At 35.2% G+C, this 20,069-nt stretch carries 18 protein-coding genes (1 of these 18 cut by a window edge); 1 reads left to right on the top strand and 17 read right to left on the bottom strand.

Annotated features, from left to right (window positions below; translation table 11 throughout):
- Positions 1 to 753: the 3' portion of a molybdopterin-dependent oxidoreductase gene (locus PQ460_RS03520; RefSeq protein ID WP_274171821.1), read on the top strand. The gene continues 525 nt to the left of window position 1, outside the view; 753 of the gene's 1,278 nt are visible here — the last part of the coding sequence; its start codon lies beyond the left edge, outside the window; its stop codon occupies positions 751 to 753.
- Between the two features lie 398 nt (positions 754 to 1,151).
- On the opposite strand, the gene ligA is transcribed toward PQ460_RS03520, so the two are convergent.
- From ligA to PQ460_RS03435, 17 genes are all read right to left on the bottom strand, one after another.
- The gene (gene ligA, locus PQ460_RS03515; RefSeq protein ID WP_274171820.1) at positions 1,152 to 3,170 is read right to left on the bottom strand and encodes an NAD-dependent DNA ligase LigA; all 2,019 of its coding nucleotides are present in this window, start codon (positions 3,168 to 3,170) and stop codon (positions 1,152 to 1,154) included.
- Positions 3,171 to 3,379: 209 nt separating this feature from the next.
- Positions 3,380 to 5,719 carry a DNA helicase PcrA gene (pcrA, locus tag PQ460_RS03510; RefSeq protein WP_274171819.1) on the bottom strand — a complete coding sequence of 780 codons (2,340 nt, stop codon included), beginning with the start codon at positions 5,717 to 5,719 and terminating at the stop codon, positions 3,380 to 3,382.
- Between the two features lie 75 nt (positions 5,720 to 5,794).
- Positions 5,795 to 6,484, bottom strand: coding sequence for a heptaprenylglyceryl phosphate synthase (locus tag PQ460_RS03505; RefSeq protein ID WP_274171818.1), 690 nt, complete (start codon positions 6,482 to 6,484; stop codon positions 5,795 to 5,797).
- 207 nt (positions 6,485 to 6,691) lie between these two features.
- Positions 6,692 to 8,113: an undecaprenyl-phosphate glucose phosphotransferase gene (locus PQ460_RS03500; protein ID WP_273613688.1), complete on the bottom strand. Its 1,422-nt coding sequence runs from the start codon at positions 8,111 to 8,113 to the stop codon at positions 6,692 to 6,694.
- A gap of 2 nt (positions 8,114 to 8,115) precedes the next feature.
- A complete protein-coding gene (locus PQ460_RS03495; RefSeq protein ID WP_274171817.1) occupies positions 8,116 to 9,009 on the bottom strand; it encodes a glycosyltransferase family 2 protein in 894 nt (297 codons plus the stop codon).
- Positions 9,010 to 9,100: 91 nt separating this feature from the next.
- On the bottom strand, positions 9,101 to 10,039 hold the full coding sequence (locus PQ460_RS03490; RefSeq protein ID WP_274171816.1) for a glycosyltransferase family 2 protein: 939 nt from the start codon (positions 10,037 to 10,039) through the stop codon (positions 9,101 to 9,103).
- A gap of 134 nt (positions 10,040 to 10,173) precedes the next feature.
- Entirely contained in the window at positions 10,174 to 11,040 is an 867-nt protein-coding gene (gene rfbD / locus PQ460_RS03485) for a dTDP-4-dehydrorhamnose reductase (protein ID WP_274171815.1), read from the bottom strand.
- Positions 11,037 to 12,059 carry a dTDP-glucose 4,6-dehydratase gene (rfbB, locus tag PQ460_RS03480; RefSeq protein WP_274171814.1) on the bottom strand — a complete coding sequence of 341 codons (1,023 nt, stop codon included), beginning with the start codon at positions 12,057 to 12,059 and terminating at the stop codon, positions 11,037 to 11,039. The genes rfbD and rfbB overlap by 4 nt, the downstream gene beginning before the upstream one ends.
- An 83-nt stretch (positions 12,060 to 12,142) precedes the next feature.
- On the bottom strand, positions 12,143 to 12,688 hold the full coding sequence (gene rfbC / locus PQ460_RS03475; protein ID WP_274171813.1) for a dTDP-4-dehydrorhamnose 3,5-epimerase: 546 nt from the start codon (positions 12,686 to 12,688) through the stop codon (positions 12,143 to 12,145).
- Positions 12,689 to 12,699: 11 nt separating this feature from the next.
- Positions 12,700 to 13,443 (bottom strand): sugar phosphate nucleotidyltransferase, encoded by a 744-nt coding sequence (locus PQ460_RS03470; protein ID WP_204827228.1) that lies wholly within the window; start codon positions 13,441 to 13,443, stop codon positions 12,700 to 12,702.
- 25 nt (positions 13,444 to 13,468) lie between these two features.
- Positions 13,469 to 13,798, bottom strand: coding sequence for an EamA family transporter (locus PQ460_RS03465; protein ID WP_274171812.1), 330 nt, complete (start codon positions 13,796 to 13,798; stop codon positions 13,469 to 13,471).
- Positions 13,791 to 14,129, bottom strand: coding sequence for an EamA family transporter (locus PQ460_RS03460; protein ID WP_274171811.1), 339 nt, complete (start codon positions 14,127 to 14,129; stop codon positions 13,791 to 13,793). The genes PQ460_RS03465 and PQ460_RS03460 overlap by 8 nt, the downstream gene beginning before the upstream one ends.
- Complete coding sequence (locus PQ460_RS03455; RefSeq protein WP_274171810.1) at positions 14,129 to 15,073, bottom strand: glycosyltransferase family 2 protein; 945 nt, start codon at positions 15,071 to 15,073, stop codon at positions 14,129 to 14,131. The genes PQ460_RS03460 and PQ460_RS03455 overlap by 1 nt, the downstream gene beginning before the upstream one ends.
- 32 nt (positions 15,074 to 15,105) lie before the next feature.
- Positions 15,106 to 16,467, bottom strand: coding sequence for a DUF2142 domain-containing protein (locus PQ460_RS03450; protein WP_274171809.1), 1,362 nt, complete (start codon positions 16,465 to 16,467; stop codon positions 15,106 to 15,108).
- Between the two features lie 21 nt (positions 16,468 to 16,488).
- The gene (locus PQ460_RS03445) at positions 16,489 to 17,019 is read right to left on the bottom strand and encodes a hypothetical protein (protein ID WP_274171808.1); all 531 of its coding nucleotides are present in this window, start codon (positions 17,017 to 17,019) and stop codon (positions 16,489 to 16,491) included.
- Positions 17,000 to 19,225 carry a glycosyltransferase gene (locus tag PQ460_RS03440; protein ID WP_274171807.1) on the bottom strand — a complete coding sequence of 742 codons (2,226 nt, stop codon included), beginning with the start codon at positions 19,223 to 19,225 and terminating at the stop codon, positions 17,000 to 17,002. Before PQ460_RS03440 ends, PQ460_RS03445 begins: the two co-directional genes overlap by 20 nt.
- A gap of 29 nt (positions 19,226 to 19,254) precedes the next feature.
- Positions 19,255 to 19,947 (bottom strand): glycosyltransferase family 2 protein, encoded by a 693-nt coding sequence (locus PQ460_RS03435; protein WP_274171806.1) that lies wholly within the window; start codon positions 19,945 to 19,947, stop codon positions 19,255 to 19,257.
- Between the last annotated feature and the right edge of the window lie 122 nt (positions 19,948 to 20,069).

The raw sequence follows: 20,069 nt of genomic DNA, 5'->3' as shown, positions 1-20,069 counted from the left end.
GCGACATCGTCACCTACTGCTCCTTCTCCCTTTTATACAAGACGTAACTTTTTACGCTCGGCAATTGGTGTTGGATTAGCTGTATCGATCGGGCCTACTTTTCTAAAATGGCTTGGAAGTTCGTTAACCAGTGGCGGTGGTGGAACATGGGAAGAAGTTGCTGCTAGCAATGGCAATAAAATGATTCCTAATCCTACTCCACTAAAATCGTCTGCCCCTCCTATCGGTGGTGGAGCGCAAGGTGAATTTCGAGTATATACGGTAACGCCTATTCCTACTTTTGATAATAGTAACTGGGATTTCAAAATAGATGGACTGGTAGATAAACCTCAAACTTGGAACTGGGAACAATTTTTAAAATTAAAACGAGATGTACAGGTGAGTGATTTCCATTGTGTTACTGGATGGTCTGTGTATAAGAATACATGGGAAGGTATTCCTTTAAGCGACTTTTTAAAAGCGGCTGGTGTTCAATCTTCTGCAACAACGGTCAAATTTTATTCTGGTGATAATGTATATACTGACTCTCTTACACTGGATCAAGCACAAATGAAAGATATTATCGTAGCGGTACTGCATGATGGTAATATTATTCCTGCTGATCTGGGTGGACCTGTACGCTTGGTTATTCCACAGATGTATGCCTACAAGTCTGTGAAATGGCTTAACCGTATTGAATTGATTGCTGAAGATCATGTTGGGTATTGGGAACAACGTGGCTATGATAAAGATGCATGGTTACCCAAAGCTTAAATCTACCGTTGATGTAGAACAAAATAAAGCAGGGTGTTTCCTCTTGTCTCAAGAGCAACACCCTGCTTTTTTATTTAGATTAACTATCTCTTGAAAGTTCAATATCATCATTTTAGCTCTTTTATCTATTCTGCAAGCAATTGTTTTTCAAAAGATGGAACGATATCGCTTGCGCTAGAGCAAAATCATAAAAGATTATCATCAAAGAAATAGAGCATTACGATTGGGTACAAAACGAGTGAGAGGACTTTACACAAATAAAATGATCTTCATAAGAGGTACTTTGCTTGTTGTACCTTTTATTTAAAAAGCATAGTTCATGTTATTAGTGTACATATTCAAACGTTGTATAGTCGATTAGTGTATCTACTAATGATGCAAGCAATTCTATTAATCTTTTACAATTCTAATAATCTCTTTAGCTCTTCTTCGTCTTGAATAACTTCGATCCCTAACTCTTGAGCTTTGGTTAATTTGCTACCTGCTTTTTCACCAGCGATCACGATATCTGTCTTTTTGGATACACTACCTGTCACTTTGGCGCCTAGAGACTCTAGGCGAGCAGCGGCATCATCACGAGTCATCGTCTGTAATGTACCTGTAAGTACAACCGTTTTGCCTGCAAAGTAAGAATCTGTATTGATAACAACAGGTTCAGCAGGAGATTGTGGTTGTACACCTCGGTCTAACATTTTCTGAATACTGGTCTGCATAAAAGGATCTGCAAAAAAAGCAACGATGCTTTCAGCTACAATATTGCCGATATCCGGTAATTCGACTAATTCTTCTACTGTTGCATTCATGACTTTGTGTAAATCACGATAATGCTCGGCTAACATACGAGTTGTAGATTTACCTGTATTCGGAATACCTAAAGCATATAGGAATGATGCTAAATCTCTGGTTTTACTTTCTTCGATAGCCTGCAATAGATTATTTGCTTTGCGCTCACCAAATCGTTCTAGTTCTACTAACTTCTCAAATTCTAAAGCATATAGATCTGCTGGTTCTTTGACCCCTAACTCACTATGCAATTGTTGAGCTGTCATTATGCTAAATGTCTCGATATCCATAGCATCTCTAGAAGCGAAATGTGTAATCTTAGCTATAATCTGTGGTGTACACTCTAGTGTATTGTTACAGAATAGATGTGCTCCACGCTGTTCTAATGGAAATCCACAAGCAGGGCATTTCTCTGGGAAAATGATTTCTTCTCCATCGCTTTCTTCAGTCACTTTACCGAGAATCTCGGGTATAACTTCATTCGAACGGCGAATAAAAACACGTGTTCCAATTGCATATTTTAAATTTTTGCGTTCAATGTCTCCAATATTGTTTAGCGTGCAATTTTGTACAGTCACACCTGCAAGTTCAACAGCTTCTACACGAGCTAATGGTGTAATTTTACCTGTACGACCTACATTCCAAGACACCGATTCTAAAATCGTGCTTGTTTCTTCTGCTTCGAATTTGTAAGCAATTGCCCAACGCGGGAATTTATCGGTATATCCCAGTACTTCGCGAGTACGCATATCTGTAATTTTGACCACAGCACCATCGATTAAGTAATCTAATCCTGTACGTTGTGCTTGAATGTCTTCCAATTGAGCAATCACATCATCAAAATTCTCAAAGTAAAAAATATACGGATTGACTTTGAAATGATTGTCTTTAAGAAATTGCATCATCTCTTGATGACTTTCAAATGTAATACCGTCCATATACCCTATGTTATAAAAGAAAGCACTTAAACGACGAGTAGCTGTTACTTTAGGATTCAAATTACGCAAAGCACCCGCAGCAGCATTACGTGCATTTTTAAGTTTGTCTTTATCTGTAGCATTTTCATTATAAGCTGCTAGTACAGATAGATTCATAATGCCTTCGCCTTGTACTTCAATTTTGCCTTCTTTGAAAGGAATAGATAATGGGATCGAACGAATCGTTTTGACTTGTTCTAAAATTCCTTCTCCGGTTACTCCATTACCTCGGGTTGCCGCTTGAATTAACTTCCCATTTTCATAGGTGAGATTAAGTGTTAATCCATCGAACTTGAGTTCAATCGCATAAGAGGGTTCTGGCAATGGTTGATCAGGATTTTTGGTATTATAATCAGCAATTAATTTACGAGCACGCGTATGCCAACTTGCTAGCTTTTCTAAATTTTGAGCTTTGTCTAGACTCCATAATGGAGAAAGATGGCGATGAGGTAAAAATCCTTTTAACAATTCTCCACCTACACGCTGAGTAGGCGAATCAGGTAATATGATCCCACTGACTTCTTCCAATTGGATTAGTCGATCATATAGAACATCATATTCTTTATCATCGACTAGAGGTTCATCTAACGTATAGTAATGGTAGCTGTACTTATTAAGCTCTGTAATTAATTGTTCCATTTCATGCATCGGATCCATGTGTAGTATTCCCTCCCGGATTCAATAAGATAAACTATTGCTTTGATCCAAACTGTAATTCTGCTTATCGTTAGCATTTTGTCGCATATGGTTATTATTTCCAATGAAAAAACAGAACCGAACAGTAAGTAATTCGGTTCTGTTTTGAACATACAACTTGTACTCATCAAGTGATAACAAGAGCTTTCTTGCTTGCACGATCAGATTCTTTATTCTACTTTAGTAATCGGAGCAAACCCTGCTAATAAGCGTTTGAGTCCTGTTGGTGCAGGGAAAGCAATTTGTAATTCCATATCATTGCCTGTACCTTTGACTGCTACAATCGTTCCGATGCCCCATTTACCATGAGAGACTTTATCCCCTGCTTGGAAGCTATCTGATCCTCCACCAGTAGCTACAGGCTTAGGTGTAGCTCCTGTCGTTACCGTTACTCTTGCATTTGTAGATCCTGGTACTGCACGCGCAGAAGATCCACTGCCAAAAGCAGCCGTATTTTCACGTTTGCCACCAAAGCTACTTGTACTTCCTCCAAAGCTACGATTACCTGATCCATAACTGCTAGTGCCACGACCTGCCCCACCACGACGATAGTTAGGCGCTACTGCTGTATCTTCTTTGAACTCTTCTGGAATTTCTTCTAAAAAGCGTGAAGGTGGATTCGCTGTAGTTCGTCCAAACAACGTACGCATCTGTGCACAAGATAAAAATAGATTTTTCTCTGCACGTGTAATCCCTACATAAGCTAAGCGGCGCTCTTCTTCCAATTCTTCATTGTCTTGAAAAGCTCGACTATGCGGGAACACGCCTTCTTCCATACCGATAATAAATACAGTTGGAAATTCCAAACCTTTGGCACTATGCATCGTCATCAATACAACTGCATCGTCATCTTCTTCAGGTTCATCGCCTACAGTATCGATATCTGCAATTAACGCTAGATCCGTCAAAAATGAAATCAATGAACGATCTTCATTATTTTTCTCAAATTCCATCGTTACAGATAAAAACTCTTCTATATTTTCTAAACGAGCTTTGGATTCAAGAGTATTCTCCCGTTGTAGTTCTACCCGATATTCAGATAACTCTAAAATCTTTTCGGTTAATTCGGTAACTGATAAATACTCTACCATTTGATGCAGTGAAGCAATCATATCGTAAAATTCAACTAACATATTACGAGTACGACCTGCAAAACCTAGATCATCTACTATTTCTAATACTTTGAAAATAGACACGCCTTTTTCCGCCGCTGCTACTGCTAATTTGGCTACAGTCGTATCACCAATACCGCGCTTAGGCACATTGATAATTCGAGTCAAACTAATATCATCATCTGGATTCGAAAGCAAACGTAAATACCCGAGCAAGTCTTTGATCTCTTTACGATCATAGAACTTGATACCGCCTACGATTTGATAAGGAATATCTGATTTGATCAAAATTTCCTCAATAACCCGTGACTGCGCATTGGTACGATACAATATTGCATGATTACGATAAGGCTGTCCTGTTTTTACACTTTTATGAATTTCAGAAGTCACAAAGTATCCTTCATCATGCTCAGAATCCGCACGATACACTTTGATTTTGGCTCCGCCTTCTTTGTCTGTCCACAGCTTTTTCGGTTTGCGACCTGTATTGTTGCCAATCACTTCATTTGCTGCACTCAGTATATTGGAAGTCGAACGATAATTTTGCTCCAAAAGAATTGTTTTCGCTTCTGGATAATCTTCTTCAAAATTCAAGATATTACTGATATCTGCTCCACGCCAGCGATAGATCGATTGATCACTATCCCCAACAACACAGATATTATGATGAGCTTCTGCTAACATTTTACAAAGCATATATTGTGCTTTATTTGTATCTTGATACTCATCGACATGAATATAGCGGAATTTTTTCTGATAAAATTCTAAAACTTCAGGAACTTCGTTAAATAATTGGATCGTCTTCATAATCAGATCATCAAAGTCTAATGAGTTATTAGCACGTAGACGTTGTTGATATTTGGTGTAGACTTTGGCTACAATCCCTTCGAAATAGTCACCGATCTTTTGCTCGTATTGAGCCGGAGAAACCAATTCATTTTTAGCAGTACCCATCATTCCTTGCACTGCTTTAGGTTCGAACTTTTTGGTATCGATGTTTAAGTCTTTCATACAAGAACGAATAACAGATAATTGGTCAGATGAATCTAAAATAGAAAAGTTGGAAGTAAATCCGATACGTTCAATATCTTTACGCAGTATACGTACACACATAGAGTGAAAAGTAGATACCCAAATCTCACGACCTGCTGGCCCTACCAGACGGGAAACACGTTCTTGCATCTCGCGTGCTGCTTTATTGGTAAATGTGATGGCTAGAACGCCCCACGGTGCTGATTTGCGTGCATCAATAATATGCGCGATACGATGTGTCAGTACGCGCGTCTTACCACTACCTGCTCCTGCCATAATGAGTAGCGGTCCATCTGTGGCGAGCGCGGCTTCTTTTTGTCTAGGATTCAATCGATTGATTGCCTCCTGTATATTTACAGTATTCATAGGGAAGTCATGCTCCTTTCTTAATAGAAAAATGATAGTTGAAAATCATCTATGATCAAGTTAGGATACTTCTCGTTATCTGGAGATAACTTGTACAGTATCTAATGCGGCTTGCAGATTTTCATAAATTATATTGCCGACGACAATGGTATCACATACTTGCTTGGCTTGACGAGCAGAATGATAATCTCTAATTCCCCCGCCATAAAATAATTGCGCTTGATGAGTTGATCGGCGAATCTCACCTGTTAGTTCCATATCTCCAAAACGTCCACTATATTCTATATAAATAATAGGGAGATGAAACAAACGGTCACCGGCTTGAGCATAAGCGACTGCCCGATCAAGATCGATTTCTGTTAATGCTTCGGTACGCTGAGCGACTGTAGAATCCGCATTCAGTACGATATAACCTTCAGGAACAAGTTTGTCCCAGGGCATCAAATGGCTATACTGTTCGATAGCAGAGACATGCTGTCCTATCATCCACTGACTATCATTGGTATTTAATATCAATGGAATCATGTATAGATCGAATCCAGGTACAACCATTTCCAAATCAGATACTTCAAGAACACAAGGAATATCATATAGGCTGATACGTTTGATTAGATCTGCTGTATTGTTGTAGGTTACGCCTGATGATCCGCCTACCATAATCGCATCTGTCCCAGAACTACATACTTTTGCTAATACATCGTCCGAAATCGTTCGATCCGGGTCCAGTTTAAATACATGTTGCCATGTTTTGATTTGTTCTCTCAACCTTCATTCCTCCGTCTTCGGACAACCTTCAAATTAAGTCTATGATAGCCGATGCAAAGTGTCAATTTTTGTTCGCATTTTAGGGGAACAAATTTATATTTTGCCTTATTACTCCTTAAAAAAAGAAAAGTACCCTGCTCCTACATCCGAGGAACAGAATACTTTTTAGTTATATTTAGTGATGAAATGTTTAGCATTGTCTAACTTTTAATAAGCGTTTTTATTTACAAATCCATTATGGATCGTTTTGAAAATGATTTTGATGTCAAATAATAATGACCAATTTTCGATATAAAAAATATCGTGATTGATACGATCTTCAATAGACGTGTCTCCACGTAGACCATTGCTTTGTGCCCAACCTGTAATTCCAGGCCGTACATGGTGCTTAATCATATATTTTGGAATCTCATCACGGAACTGTTCTACAAAATAAGGACGTTCAGGGCGAGGTCCCACTACACTCATGTCTCCAAATAATACATTAAAAAATTGAGGGAGCTCATCTAAACTGGTTTTACGTATAAAAGCTCCGAACTTGGTTTTACGTGGATCATCGGCTGTCGTCCAACCTGTATCGACCTGTCCTTCAGGAATAATTCGCATCGAACGGAATTTATACATCGTAAAGTTACGACGATTGAGTCCTACACGTTCCTGCTTAAAGATCACAGATCCTGGAGATGTCATTCGTACGCCGATCGCTACAATAATCATAATAGGAGATGTAATAATAATAGCTATTAATGCAAATACAATATCAAATAATCGTTTGAACATCCGATTCGCAGCGATATCTAGTGGAATATCTCGAACATTAATCATTGGCATTCCCGCAAAGTTATCAAAGTACGGACGAGCTGGTAGATAATCAAAGAAATCCGGGATGATTAATGTTCGTACACCGGCTTTTTCACATTCTGCAATAATACTTGGATATTTATGATGGGCATCTAGCGGTAAAGCCAAAATGACTTCATCAATCATCATCGTATGCAGAATATCACCAAGCTTATCGATTTTGCCTAAAATAGGTTTGTATTTATTAGGTTCCTGTTCATTGTCTTCTAAATAATCATCTAAAAAACCAACAATTTCATAACCCATCTCAGGATACTGATCTAAATTATTGCAAAAACGTTTCCCCAGTGAACCTGCACCAAGAATCAAAACAAACTGCTTATTAAATCCACGTTGTCTCGCACGTTTCAATCCTTTTTTGATCACATACCGATAAGCCATAATAAGCATCAAGGTAAGGATCACATAAATAAACAGATATGAACGAGAGATATTTACTTCTTTCACAAAAAATAAAGCACCTAATAAAACAAAAATACTGACAAGATGAGTTTGGAAAATTTTCATCAATTCATCTGCAAAACGTTTTTTACGCTTTGGTGAATAAAGTGTACTCATCCCACCAATTAAGATCGCTATACCACCATATACTAGACTCCATAGCGCGTAGGTCTCAATCGGTAGTGCTCCAAATTCAATCGGTGTATCATAAGCAAACCAGCCACTTTCAAACTTTACAAACCAGGCAAGTAAAAAGGAGAGTTGAATGATCATAAAATCAGCTAAAATATACAGACGAGTTAAAAAACGTTGATTTTTACGAATCATGTTTAAGCTCTCCTTTCTGCTGTTGTAACCGATTTGGCAGGTAATAATTTATTTTTAAGTAGGGATAACATTAATTTGACTCCAATTCCGGTAAAAACAATACTATTGGTAACAAACGAATATTTTTGACGATAGTGTTTGCGGTGAAATAACCACATTGCCCGATGGAACTCATAAATGATTTTAAACGGTTTACGACGACTGCTAGCACCTTTGTAATGAACAATTTGTGTATCTCCACGATAATGGATCTCCCAGCCTGCTTCTTTGATCCGGTAGCACCAGTCAATATCTTCTCCATACATAAAAAATTCTTCGTCCAGTCCGCCAATCTGCTCAATAACTTCACGCCGAACTAACATAAATGCACCTACTAATGAATCAATCGGATAAGACTCGTCTGGATTCAAATAATCTAACTGGTAGCCATTAAAGCGTGGATTGTCTGGAAACCATTTGGAAAATCCAAAAGCATAATAAAAAGATGCGGACGGTGTAGGAAACCCACGCTTACATGCTTTATCCAGTGATCCATCTGGCAACACAATTTTGCAACCTGACGCTCCTGCTTGAGGGTGAGCATCCATAAAAGACACCATCGTCTCTAAAGTATCTGACTGAACGATGGTGTCGGAATTAAGTAGTAGTATATATCGTCCTTGCGCAATCTTCATTGCTTGATTGTTGCCTTTGGCAAATCCAACATTATCTTTATTTGCAATAAAAGTAATATCTGGATAAGTCGATGGGATCACTGTAGCTGAACCGTCGCTAGAAGCATTGTCCACTGCAATAATCTCATAAGCATATTGAGTATGTGATTGATATACAGACTCAATACAATCAAGGGTAAGCTGACAAGTATTATAATTTAAAATTAAAATGCTAACGTCCATGGTAACGCTCCTGACTAAAATATAAATCTACTGGCATTATAGCATATCTATATATCAAAAAGATAAATCCGCTCAGATTCCATTATTCTTCTTAGATATAACCAATCATAATTAAAAATCGAAAAAGCCATTGTTCTGTTATAGATTGTCGGTAAAGCTGGCATTCGCGTAAAAAACGAATACGTTGCATAAATGTGGAGCGTGGAGCGATAAAGGCTTCCAATTGTTGCTTCATTTGAGGATCAGTTATCTCTTTACCATATATACGCTGAAATTCTTTAGCTTGTTGCACCAATAATTTTTTATCTTTATGTTTGCGAAAACTATTCCATTTCTTTTTTATTTTTTGTAGTAAGGTAGATTCTCCGCCTACTACGTTGTTATTGTGTTGTCTATAGTATACAGAAGGTGTGGGATCAAAATAAACTTTACCAAAACAAGAAATAGTAAGATATATCCACCAGTCATGCATTTGAATTCGATTTAGATCAATCTCTTTATCATAAAATAATTTAAACGCATCATAGCTTAACATAATCGTCGTTCCAACCGCTATATTTTGGAATAAAGCATTATAAAATGAAGGTTCTTTTCTCAGATTTTGCGGCCAGATTACTTGTGGATTAAGATTCTCATCTGTAATCTGAGTAGCTGTACAGACCATATGCGGTTGATAAGGAGAGTCCGATATCGCAGAATCAAGTGCACTCACCTCGGCTGCAATTTTATGAGGTAACCATATATCATCTTGATCACAAAAACAAAAATATTGGGCTGTAGTATCTGCTTCCTTGATCAAACTCCAGAAGCTACGTATTACACCAACATTTTCTGTTTGTAGATATGTTATTTGTTCCGGGTATCTTTGAACATAAGATTCAAGAATACTAAGTGTTGCATCTGTTGATCCGTCATCTCTAATTAGAATATGAATATTCGTATACGTTTGCTTTAAAATACTGTCCAATTGTTCTGCTATGTATTGAGCTCCATTGTAAGTAGAAAGAAGTACCTGCACTTTTCCAGTCATAATAACCTCATTTGTTTTATTATCATCCCTATAATTTACTTTATTGTAGCAGAATCAATACTATAATTACAAAAAAACAGATAAGAGTTTATATGGTTTTGAAACCAAATTCTCTTATCTGTTCATTTTAATAATTACTCATTTTTGTACTCTTGCAAAAAAGCATTTAACCCTTCTTGCCAAGATCGTATATCTGTAAATCCATTAGTTCGTATCGATAAATGCTCCATCACCGAATTAGCAGGTCTTGGAGCAGGTCTTGGAAACTCACTCGTTGCACATGGTTCCAGTACGGCTTGTATATCTACATCTAAAGTATCAATAGCCTGTCTGAATATTTCTTGTGTAAATTCATACCAGGTGCATGATTCACTATTAGAAGCATGATAAACACCGTATTTTTCTGTCACCATCAATTCTGTCAAAAACTCTGCTAAGTCTACTGTATAGGTTGGCGAACCTTTTTGATCATGTACCACTTTAAGTTGCGGTTTTTCCTGACCTAACTTCAGCATGGTTTTCACAAAGTTGTTACCTTGAAGTCCGTATACCCACGAAGTGCGCACAATAAAGTATCGAGAAGATAAAGATTGAATCAATACTTCACCGGCACGCTTCGATTTACCATAAATACTTTGAGGATCTGTGTTGTCATACTCGTGGTAAGGTTGTACACCTTGTCCATCAAAAACATAATCTGTACTAATATAGATCACTTTCGCTTGTACAGATTCTGCTGCTACAGCAATATTACGTGTTCCTACAGCATTGACCAGATAAGCTCCATCGATATCAGTTTCAGCTGCATCGACCGCTGTATACGCCGCACAATGAATAATCACTTCGGGTTGAAAAGAAGTGATTACTTGCTGGCATTGCTCTAGATTTGTAATATCTAATGTCTGACGATCGCAGCCTAATACTTCATGACCTTTCGCTTGGATGACTTTGACTGTATCTACTCCAAGCTGGCCGGAAGCACCTGTAACTAATACTTTCATTGATTAGCTCCTAGACGATCTCCATATTGCTGTTGGTAATATTCTTGGTAAGCCCCAGAAGCAATACGAGTCCACCAGTCTTTGTTATCCAAGTACCATTGAATCGTTTCTTTAATTCCTGTTTCAAAATTATACTTAGGCTTCCATCCAAGTTCATTCATGATTTTCGTAGGGTCAATACCATAACGACGATCATGACCTAAACGATCTTCTACATATTTGATCAAAGATTCTGGCTTACCTAGCTGTTCCAAAATTGTTTTAACGATATGGATATTGGTACGTTCATTGTTACCACCAATATTATAAACTTCACCGTTTTTACCTTCATGAATAACTAGATCGATCGCACTACAATGGTCTTCTACATACAACCAATCACGGATATTGAGTCCATCACCATATACAGGTAAAGCTTCATCAGCTAAAGAACGAGAAATAATCAACGGGATTAATTTCTCTGGAAATTGGAACGGCCCATAATTATTAGAACAACGTGTAATATTAACAGGCAAACCAAAAGTCTCATGGTAAGCACGTACTAACAAATCTCCGCCTGCTTTACTAGCAGAATACGGGCTATTTGGTGTAATCGGAGTCTCTTCGGTAAACAGCCCTGTTTCGCCTAAAGAACCGTATACTTCATCTGTAGATACTTGTACAAATTTTGTAATGTTATACTTTTTAGCAACATCCAGAAGTACTTGAGTACCAACCACGTTTGTTTTCACAAAAATCTCTGGCTCCAAAATACTACGGTCTACATGCGATTCTGCTGCAAAGTTAACAATCACATCTACACCATCTGAAACCAAGCGATCCATTGTAGCTGTATCTGCAATGTCTGCTTTTACAAAGGTATGATTAGGATTTCCTTCGATCGCTTTTAAATTTTCTAAATTCCCTGCATACGTAAGAGCATCTACATTGATAATCTGGTACTCGGGATGTTCACGTAACATATATAGAACAAAATTACTGCCAATAAAACCGGCTCCGCCAGTAACAAGCAATTTCATAATTTGCCTCCTGTAAGAATCATATTTAGATTCTAACTATTTTATTTATTATGCTCACCTAGTAACTAGTAAGCAATGGAGTATTAAAAGTTAAGTTCTGCATCTTTTAATAAAGGATGACGTGTATCTTTGTCAGATAATACTGGATTCGATACAGGCCAATCGATATTTAGAGATGGATCATCCCAAGCAATACCGCGATCATGCTCAGGCGAGTAATACTCATCTACTTTATAAATAACTTGAGTATTCGCTGCTAACGTACAGAAGCCATGTGCAAACCCTTGTGGAACTAACAATTGACGTTTATTCGCATCACTTAAAATAAATCCTTGCCATTGTCCAAATGTAGGTGAATCTTTACGAATATCCACAATCACATCATAAATCGAACCAGATATAACACGAATCAATTTAGTTTGTGCTTTAGGATTTAATTGGTAGTGCATTCCTCTCAGTACTCCAGGTTCAGCAGAAAGGGAATGATTATCCTGAATAAAATTATGTTTAATTCGATTTTCGTGCATTAATTTTTCATTATAACTTTCCATAAAAAATCCACGATGGTCGCCATGAACAACAGGTTCGATGAGCTTGGCACCCTTTAATGTTAAAGATGTGACTTTCATGATGATCCTCCTTACAGTTTGAGCTTACCGAACTCTTCGCCAAATACGATTTCTTGTGCTAGTTCATTTGCTTTTGCAAGCGATGCGTGCGTACCCGCGTCTGTCCACCAACCTGTAAGAATATCAAATGTTAGCTCACCACGTTCAATATAAGCATTGTTTACATCTGTAATTTCTAATTCACCACGGTCAGATGGTTTTAACGTTTTAACAATATCAAATACGTTGTTATCAAACATATAAATACCTGTTACAGCGAAATCGCTTTTAGGAGCTTTTGGTTTTTCTTCAATCGAAATAATACGTTCGCCGTCCATTTCAGCTACACCATAACGCTGTGGATCATGAACCTGTTGTAGCAACAATTTAGCACCTTGTTTTTGCTCACGGAAATTTTGTACAAATGGAGCAATATCATCAGCAAATACATTATCGCCTAGAATAACAACCATTTGATCATCCGCTACAAAGTGTTCTGCTAGATCCAAAGCTTGTGCAATACCACCTGCTTCATCCTGCACTTTGTATGTAAATGTAACACCCATATCGCTACCGCTACCTAGTAAGTTAACTACATCACCCATATGGTCTTTACCTGTAACGATTAAGATATCTGTAATATCAGCTTGTTTTAATTTATATACGGAATGAAAAATCATAGGATATTTGCCAACAGGTAAAAGATGTTTATTGGTTACTTTGGTTAATGGATAAAGGCGTGAACCTGTACCACCTGCTAAAATTATGCCTTTCATAAATAAAACCTCCTAAAATATATAATCATTTCAAAACCAGTAAAAATGTTCCTATTATTACTAAAGATAATCCGATTATTTTCCTGGAAGAAAGCTTTTCCCCTAAAAATATCCGAGAGATGAAAAGTGTCCATATATAAGTTATAGAAGTTAATGGATATAATAAAATGTAAGGTATAAACTTCAAAAGAATAATATTGATAACAGCTCCGGTAAAATAAAGAAATCCACCTACAATAAACGGTATCAGGAAATTTTTATTGGTTCCAAATGAGAACGATGAAGCCTTTTTCAAAAAAAATGCTCCCATTGCACCTAAAAGAGTCATTAATAAAAGAAGAATGAAATTAATCATCTCCACCTCCTATTAATACTACTCCTGAAATAATCACTACTATTCCCACTATCTGATATATAGATATATTCTCTTTAAAGTAAAAGACACCAATAATAATTGCAAAAATATAACCAATACTAAGAAACGGCTGCAGTACAGATAAACTTCCAAAACGAAAAGCATAAAGCATTAATATTGCGCCTAATCCATAAAGTATAAAACCAATAATTAATTCTATTGAAATATATCCTTCATTCATTTTCCAAGCAGCTTGTCCTATTGCAGATAATAAAGCTGAAATAAGTATAATTAATATACCTTTTTTATTTTTGTTCAATGAAGAACGCATTATAATGCTCCATTAGAATTTTTGTACTTTTCTGATATTCTATGAAGTTCCAATTCATATTCTTTTCTCCAATTAGATACTACGGTATCTAAAATTAATCCACAAGCAAAACTAAGCATCGAAACTATTATAAGTCCTACTGCAAGCATAGCTGATGGGATTTTTGTAATATATTCTGTTTGTAGAAATTCGACAATTACTGGAATACCAATAGCTAAACCTAGAATTAAAAATAACAATCCCCATAATGAGAAAAAAATTAACGGTTTATAATCTTTAAATAAATTAAATATTGTTTTTATGACTTTAATACCATCAGACACTGTATTTAACTTAGATTCGCTTCCTTCAGGACGATCTCGGTAATCAATTGGTACTTCTTTGATTAAAAAACGCTTATCTAAAGAATGAATACTTAATTCTGTCTCAATTTGAAAACCCGGGCTCATAACCGGAAAAGATTTGACAAAAAAACGATTAAATCCTCTATACCCTGTCATGATATCATTAATTTTACTCTTATAAAGTGAATTAATTAGACCTTTAACTAGATTATTGCCTAAATTATGGAAATTGCGTTTGTTTTCTGAGGCATAAGTTCCATTAGATAAACGATCTCCTATGACCATATCTGCTGTTCCATTCATTAACGGTTCTAATATCGAATGTACAAATTCAGCTGGATACGTATCATCTCCATCCACCATTATATAATAATCAGCATCAATATTCATAAACATTGACCTCACTACATTTCCTTTACCTTGTCTATACTCTTTCCTCACTACTACCCCATGTTCTAAAGCAACCTGGAAAGTATTATCAGAAGAATTATTATCATATACGTAAATTTTAGCATCAGGTAGTTCTTTTTTAAAATCAGTAATAACTTTAGCGATAGTTTGTTGTTCGTTGTAGCAAGGTATCAAAACAGCAATATTCATTTTATACTCCTCATTAAATTATTCTTATTAGCTTAATAATATCTCAACACTAATTGATAACAGGATGCTAATAATATTAGCAAAATAAACACAAATATAATCCATTTTCTATGCTTAATAATAAATGGCACTAATAAATAAAGTGAATAAAAAAACGTAAGCGCTAATGGGATAAAATACCTTCCTTGAACACCACTAATATAATTTGGAGTATCTTGAGTCCAATTTAAATATAACGAAATTTCTATTAATAAGGCACAACTAACAAATGATAAAAGTCCTAGAATTCCCGACCAGAAATCTGAGCGCTCATTTCTTGGTTTACCGATTTCTTTTAAAGATTCATAGAAAGTTGTAAGTACTAAAACACAATAATAAAAAATTGCGAGAGCAAGAGGAAGAGGAGTATCTAACCACCCAAAATCGCCAAAAAATTGTACGTAAAGAGCATCATTTGTGACAAAACTCATAAGAAGCAATTTAGCAAAAGCTAAGGGATGATAGATTGCGTTTTTTAATTGCTCTACAGGATCTAAAGGAAATTCAATATTGCTTATTCTAGTACATAAAAACCAAATTGCTGTAAAAATTATACTTATTAAAATAACTGAAATAGTAAACTTCCAGAAGTGTTTCTTCGTTTTGAACTTTTCCATCGGAATAGTAAGTATTAATAAAGTTAATGGAAAATAGGTGATTTTCGATAGTGCAATAACCATACTCAATATTAATAATAGAATAATATATTTTTTTGTTACTAGTACTGGATCATAGCGTAGCTTCATAATTAAAGCTACAAATAAAAAACAGGTAGCTACCGTTAACGCATCTGGACTTATTGAAACTGCTTGATGAAGCATCATAGGCATTAATGCTAATAAAACAATTAAATACTTCATTTTTGGAGCAATTTTAATTGTATAGTAAATAATTGCAATAAAAGTTAATAAATTAAATAATCTACCTATATAAAATATAGTTAACCATGATGATTGAAAAATTTTCCCGATTTCTATACCTATAACTTGAGGAATATAAGGCAATGGGCTATAGGCACAGGCATTACCATAATCAATAAAACTCTCTGTAGAACTTGGATATGAATCTCCAGATTTTTGTAGTTTATTAATGTCCTGTTTCACTTCATAATGAAACTTTATCTCTTCTGCTCCCAAATTTTGTTGAAATGACTTTATGTTACTCGGTAAATAACTTCCTGCATTGGATACTCCTATATTTTCGCATATCACTTGCTCTTCAGAAACGCCATATGCTCTAAAAAAATGAGATTCTTCATCAGGAGCTTGAAAAGGTGGTAATAAAAACATCCAGCATAGACCAAATAAAAGTGCAATAATTAGAAATCTATTTTCTATTAAACTTAGCTTTTTCATTTGACCTCCTTTTTATTATCTTTAAAATAAGGTTTTATTAAAATATACTTTAAATGCCAAATCTCCTTTTTGTTCTATACCATTCTGTATAAAGTTGCCTTTTGCATAAACATCACTTTTAGATTTATACGCAGTTATGAACTTTCCAGCCATTCCATCCGTAGCTTTTATATATATATAATACTGTTTATTTTTCGAATATTTTATAGGCGGAAACCTAACATCGTAAAATGCATTATCAGCTAAGCTTTCAGCTTTTATAGTAGTTGAGTAAATATCATTCGATTCACCATAGTTTCGAATCCCCAAAGTGATACGCCCTGCATTTACTCTACCATAAGTAGCAAGCTTAATAGAGAAACCACTTAGATTATTAAGGTCAGAATAAAATGATTGACCTACTTCTTTATTGTTTGTAATTTCTCCTATATTTTGGTCACCTTCAACTGAAATAACTTCTGTCATTTTGCCTATATTCCCACCATATACGTAAATAAAAAGAAGCACTAAAATGATAGGAATAATTGAGCGTCTAAACCAATTTCGCTTCATAATTTTCACCATTGTGTTCAGTAGATTTCAGTTGATAGCCGTACAAAGCCAACACTTCCCCTTCAAGATTCTTCCATTCTTTTCGCTGTGCTGTTTTCAAACCATTTTCTATAATTCGTTCTCTTAATGTAGAGTTGTTGCAAACTTCTTTAATCATCTGAAGTGCACTTTCAGGATTGCCTTGTTCATATAACAAACAATTATCTTCATGAACCAGATATTCTATATTCCCTTCATTTGGTGCAACCACTGCTACGCCGCCAGTAGCCATCATCTCAAGAGGTGGATAAGAGAAACTTTCTAAAAGACTAGACTTTAATAAAATATCGCAGCTTGCGTATACTTTTCCTACTTCATCGTGTGGCACTTTGTTTAAGAAATGATCCACTTTATACCATTCTTTAGGTTTACCACTATAAGAAAGATACCAGATTTCAAATTGATCTCGATCTAATTGATTGGTAATTTTAAAACTCTCATCAACATTTTTATAGTAATCATTAGAATTACCTTCAATTAATATTTTAATTTTTCCTTCAAATGATCGTTCTTTATACTGAAACACTGATAAATCTATTCCGTTTTCTACATAACCTGACTTTTTATTATATTTATCCAATAACCACTGTTCACACCATTTAGATATGGTTATATATTTAATATCAGAGAAGAAATTGTAAGTTAGATTCGCCCAAGCACGCATATGATTACCAGGCTCATAAAAATTAGTTTCAAAATTTTGTACTAAATAATACTTTTCTCTGATCTTAGAATACATATTAAGAAATTCAGTCGTTGACCATAGAGTAGCCACGCATTTTCTAAAAAGACCATGAAAAGTGTGACGATGGTAAGAAATCACAACAATTTCTCCATCTTTATTAACAATATTTTTATCGTCTTCACTCATCGAAATAATTGTAACATCCTTGCCTTGATCTCTTAAAATATTACAATGTTTAATAACTACATTCACACCACCACTAATCTGAGTAGACGGAAGAACAAATGTAATATTATCATGCAATTTAGATTCAATAAATTCAAATAATTTATATCCGCTACTTAACGTTGTCCATCCACTTATAACACTAGAATACGCTTGTTTACCCAAAGCTTCACGATATGCCGAATCAGTAATCAACTTATCTAAATAGAATTTCCAATCTTCTATTGAATCACACAATATACCATCTTGTTCATGTGTAACCACTTCTTTAAAAGCACCAATACTGCTAGCTACAGTAGGAATTTTTACAAGAGCAGCTTCTGTCCATTTATTCTCAGATTTAGCTTCGTTAAAAATAGACTGAACTAACGGTGCTAAATTGATATGAATATTTGCTATTAAATCTGGCAAATTTGTCCAATCTGTAAATTTCTCGAAAATAATACGATCTTTATAGTCACTTAATTCTGTAGGAATATCTAAAATACCTACTACTTTAAGATAAACATTACTATGTTTTTCGAACATTTCTTTAACTACATTGATAATCAAATTAAAATCTTCATTATGTGTGATGCTACCGCTAAAGTATCCCATAATAATACGATCATCTACTGCTCCAGTATTTTCGCTAGCTTTTAATTCTTTTTCTTTGAGTGCCTTTAATGACAAGTCTAGCATTTTTTCAGAAGCTACATTCCGATTAACAAATACTTCGTCTACATAATTATTTAATTCTGTAGCCAATGCTCCTGTGGTAGTAATCGCATAATCACACATTCTTAATGTTTTTTGAGTACGATTAACGCCATCCATATACTGATCAAGCTCATCTTTGCTCATAGTATTTAAATAATCAATTTCTTTAACATATTTATGATCAATTACTAAATCGTCAATATCAAAAAATACAGTTTTATTAAAATATTTTGCTTTTGCAATTAATTCTTCAACGACTTCTGTATGCGGACAACGAAAGAAAACAAATGCTCTGTAATAACGAACCATTTCAATATCAAGTTCTTCGTAATATACACTGTCGCAGGAATATCCATTAAAATGAAGCTGTTCAATTTGATGATCTACACGATAACGAGGTGGATGTGGAAGAGAACACCCATTTATAAAAAGAATGTCTTTGAAGTGATATTTAGAGGGTATATGTTTTTTTAGAATTCTTTTTTTTGTATATCCATACGCTTTTCTCATTAGAGCTTTGCTACCTTCATATTTCATCGTCGAGACCGTTTTTTTCATGAGTGTATTAATACCCAACTGTATCACCTTCACATAGTATATTTTTTAGAATTTTCAATTAACATTTTTTGCTTTTCTTTTATATAATTTTTTTTCTTTTCTCCACCGGCTGTAGAAGTAGGAGAAATTCTCCAATGATACAAAATTTTTGGGATATGCCTAACGTTAGCATTATTTTGAATCGCTCGTAGAGCTAAGTCCCAGTCTTGAACACCTTCGTATCCTATTCTGAACCCTTTGATTTGTTTTAATAAAGATGTTCGATACACTGATAAGTGGCAAATATAATTCATATGCATAAGCAACTGGATACCCCAATTTTTTTTGAAAAAGGGCTGTACTCGTTTATTATCTAGCCATTTATCTTCATTGCTAAAAATAAGATCAACATCAGAATGTTCATTAATCACTTTTACCACTTCATATAAAGCAAAATCAGAAAGAATATCATCATTATCAAGTAAAACTATATATTCTCCTGTTGCCATTTCTAGTGCAGTATTACTACACGCTGATATATGTCCATTTTCACTACGATAAGTCACAAGAATTTTAGAATTTTGGGTTTGATATTCATCTAAAATCTTTTTGATATGAGGCATATTGGAACAATCATCTGCAATACAAAGTTGCCAGTTCGTATAATATTGTCTTTCAACAGACTCTATACATTCTTTCAAATAATCTTCCTGTACGTTATATACAGGAAGAATAATAGACATTAGTGGTTTATGACGAAAGTGTTTGCATTCATTCATAACGACATTAATATCATATTTTTCATGATTTCCGATCCATTTCTGGTACCAATTTTTACCACGCCATAATCGGAAAGGATGAAATT

It is taken from the genome of Paenibacillus sp. KACC 21273 (assembly GCF_028736095.1).
In the GTDB taxonomy this organism is placed as follows: domain Bacteria; phylum Bacillota; class Bacilli; order Paenibacillales; family Paenibacillaceae; genus Saccharibacillus; species Saccharibacillus kyungheensis.
Note: the sequence above shows the minus strand (reverse complement) of the source record. Positions and strands in the feature narration are given on the sequence as shown.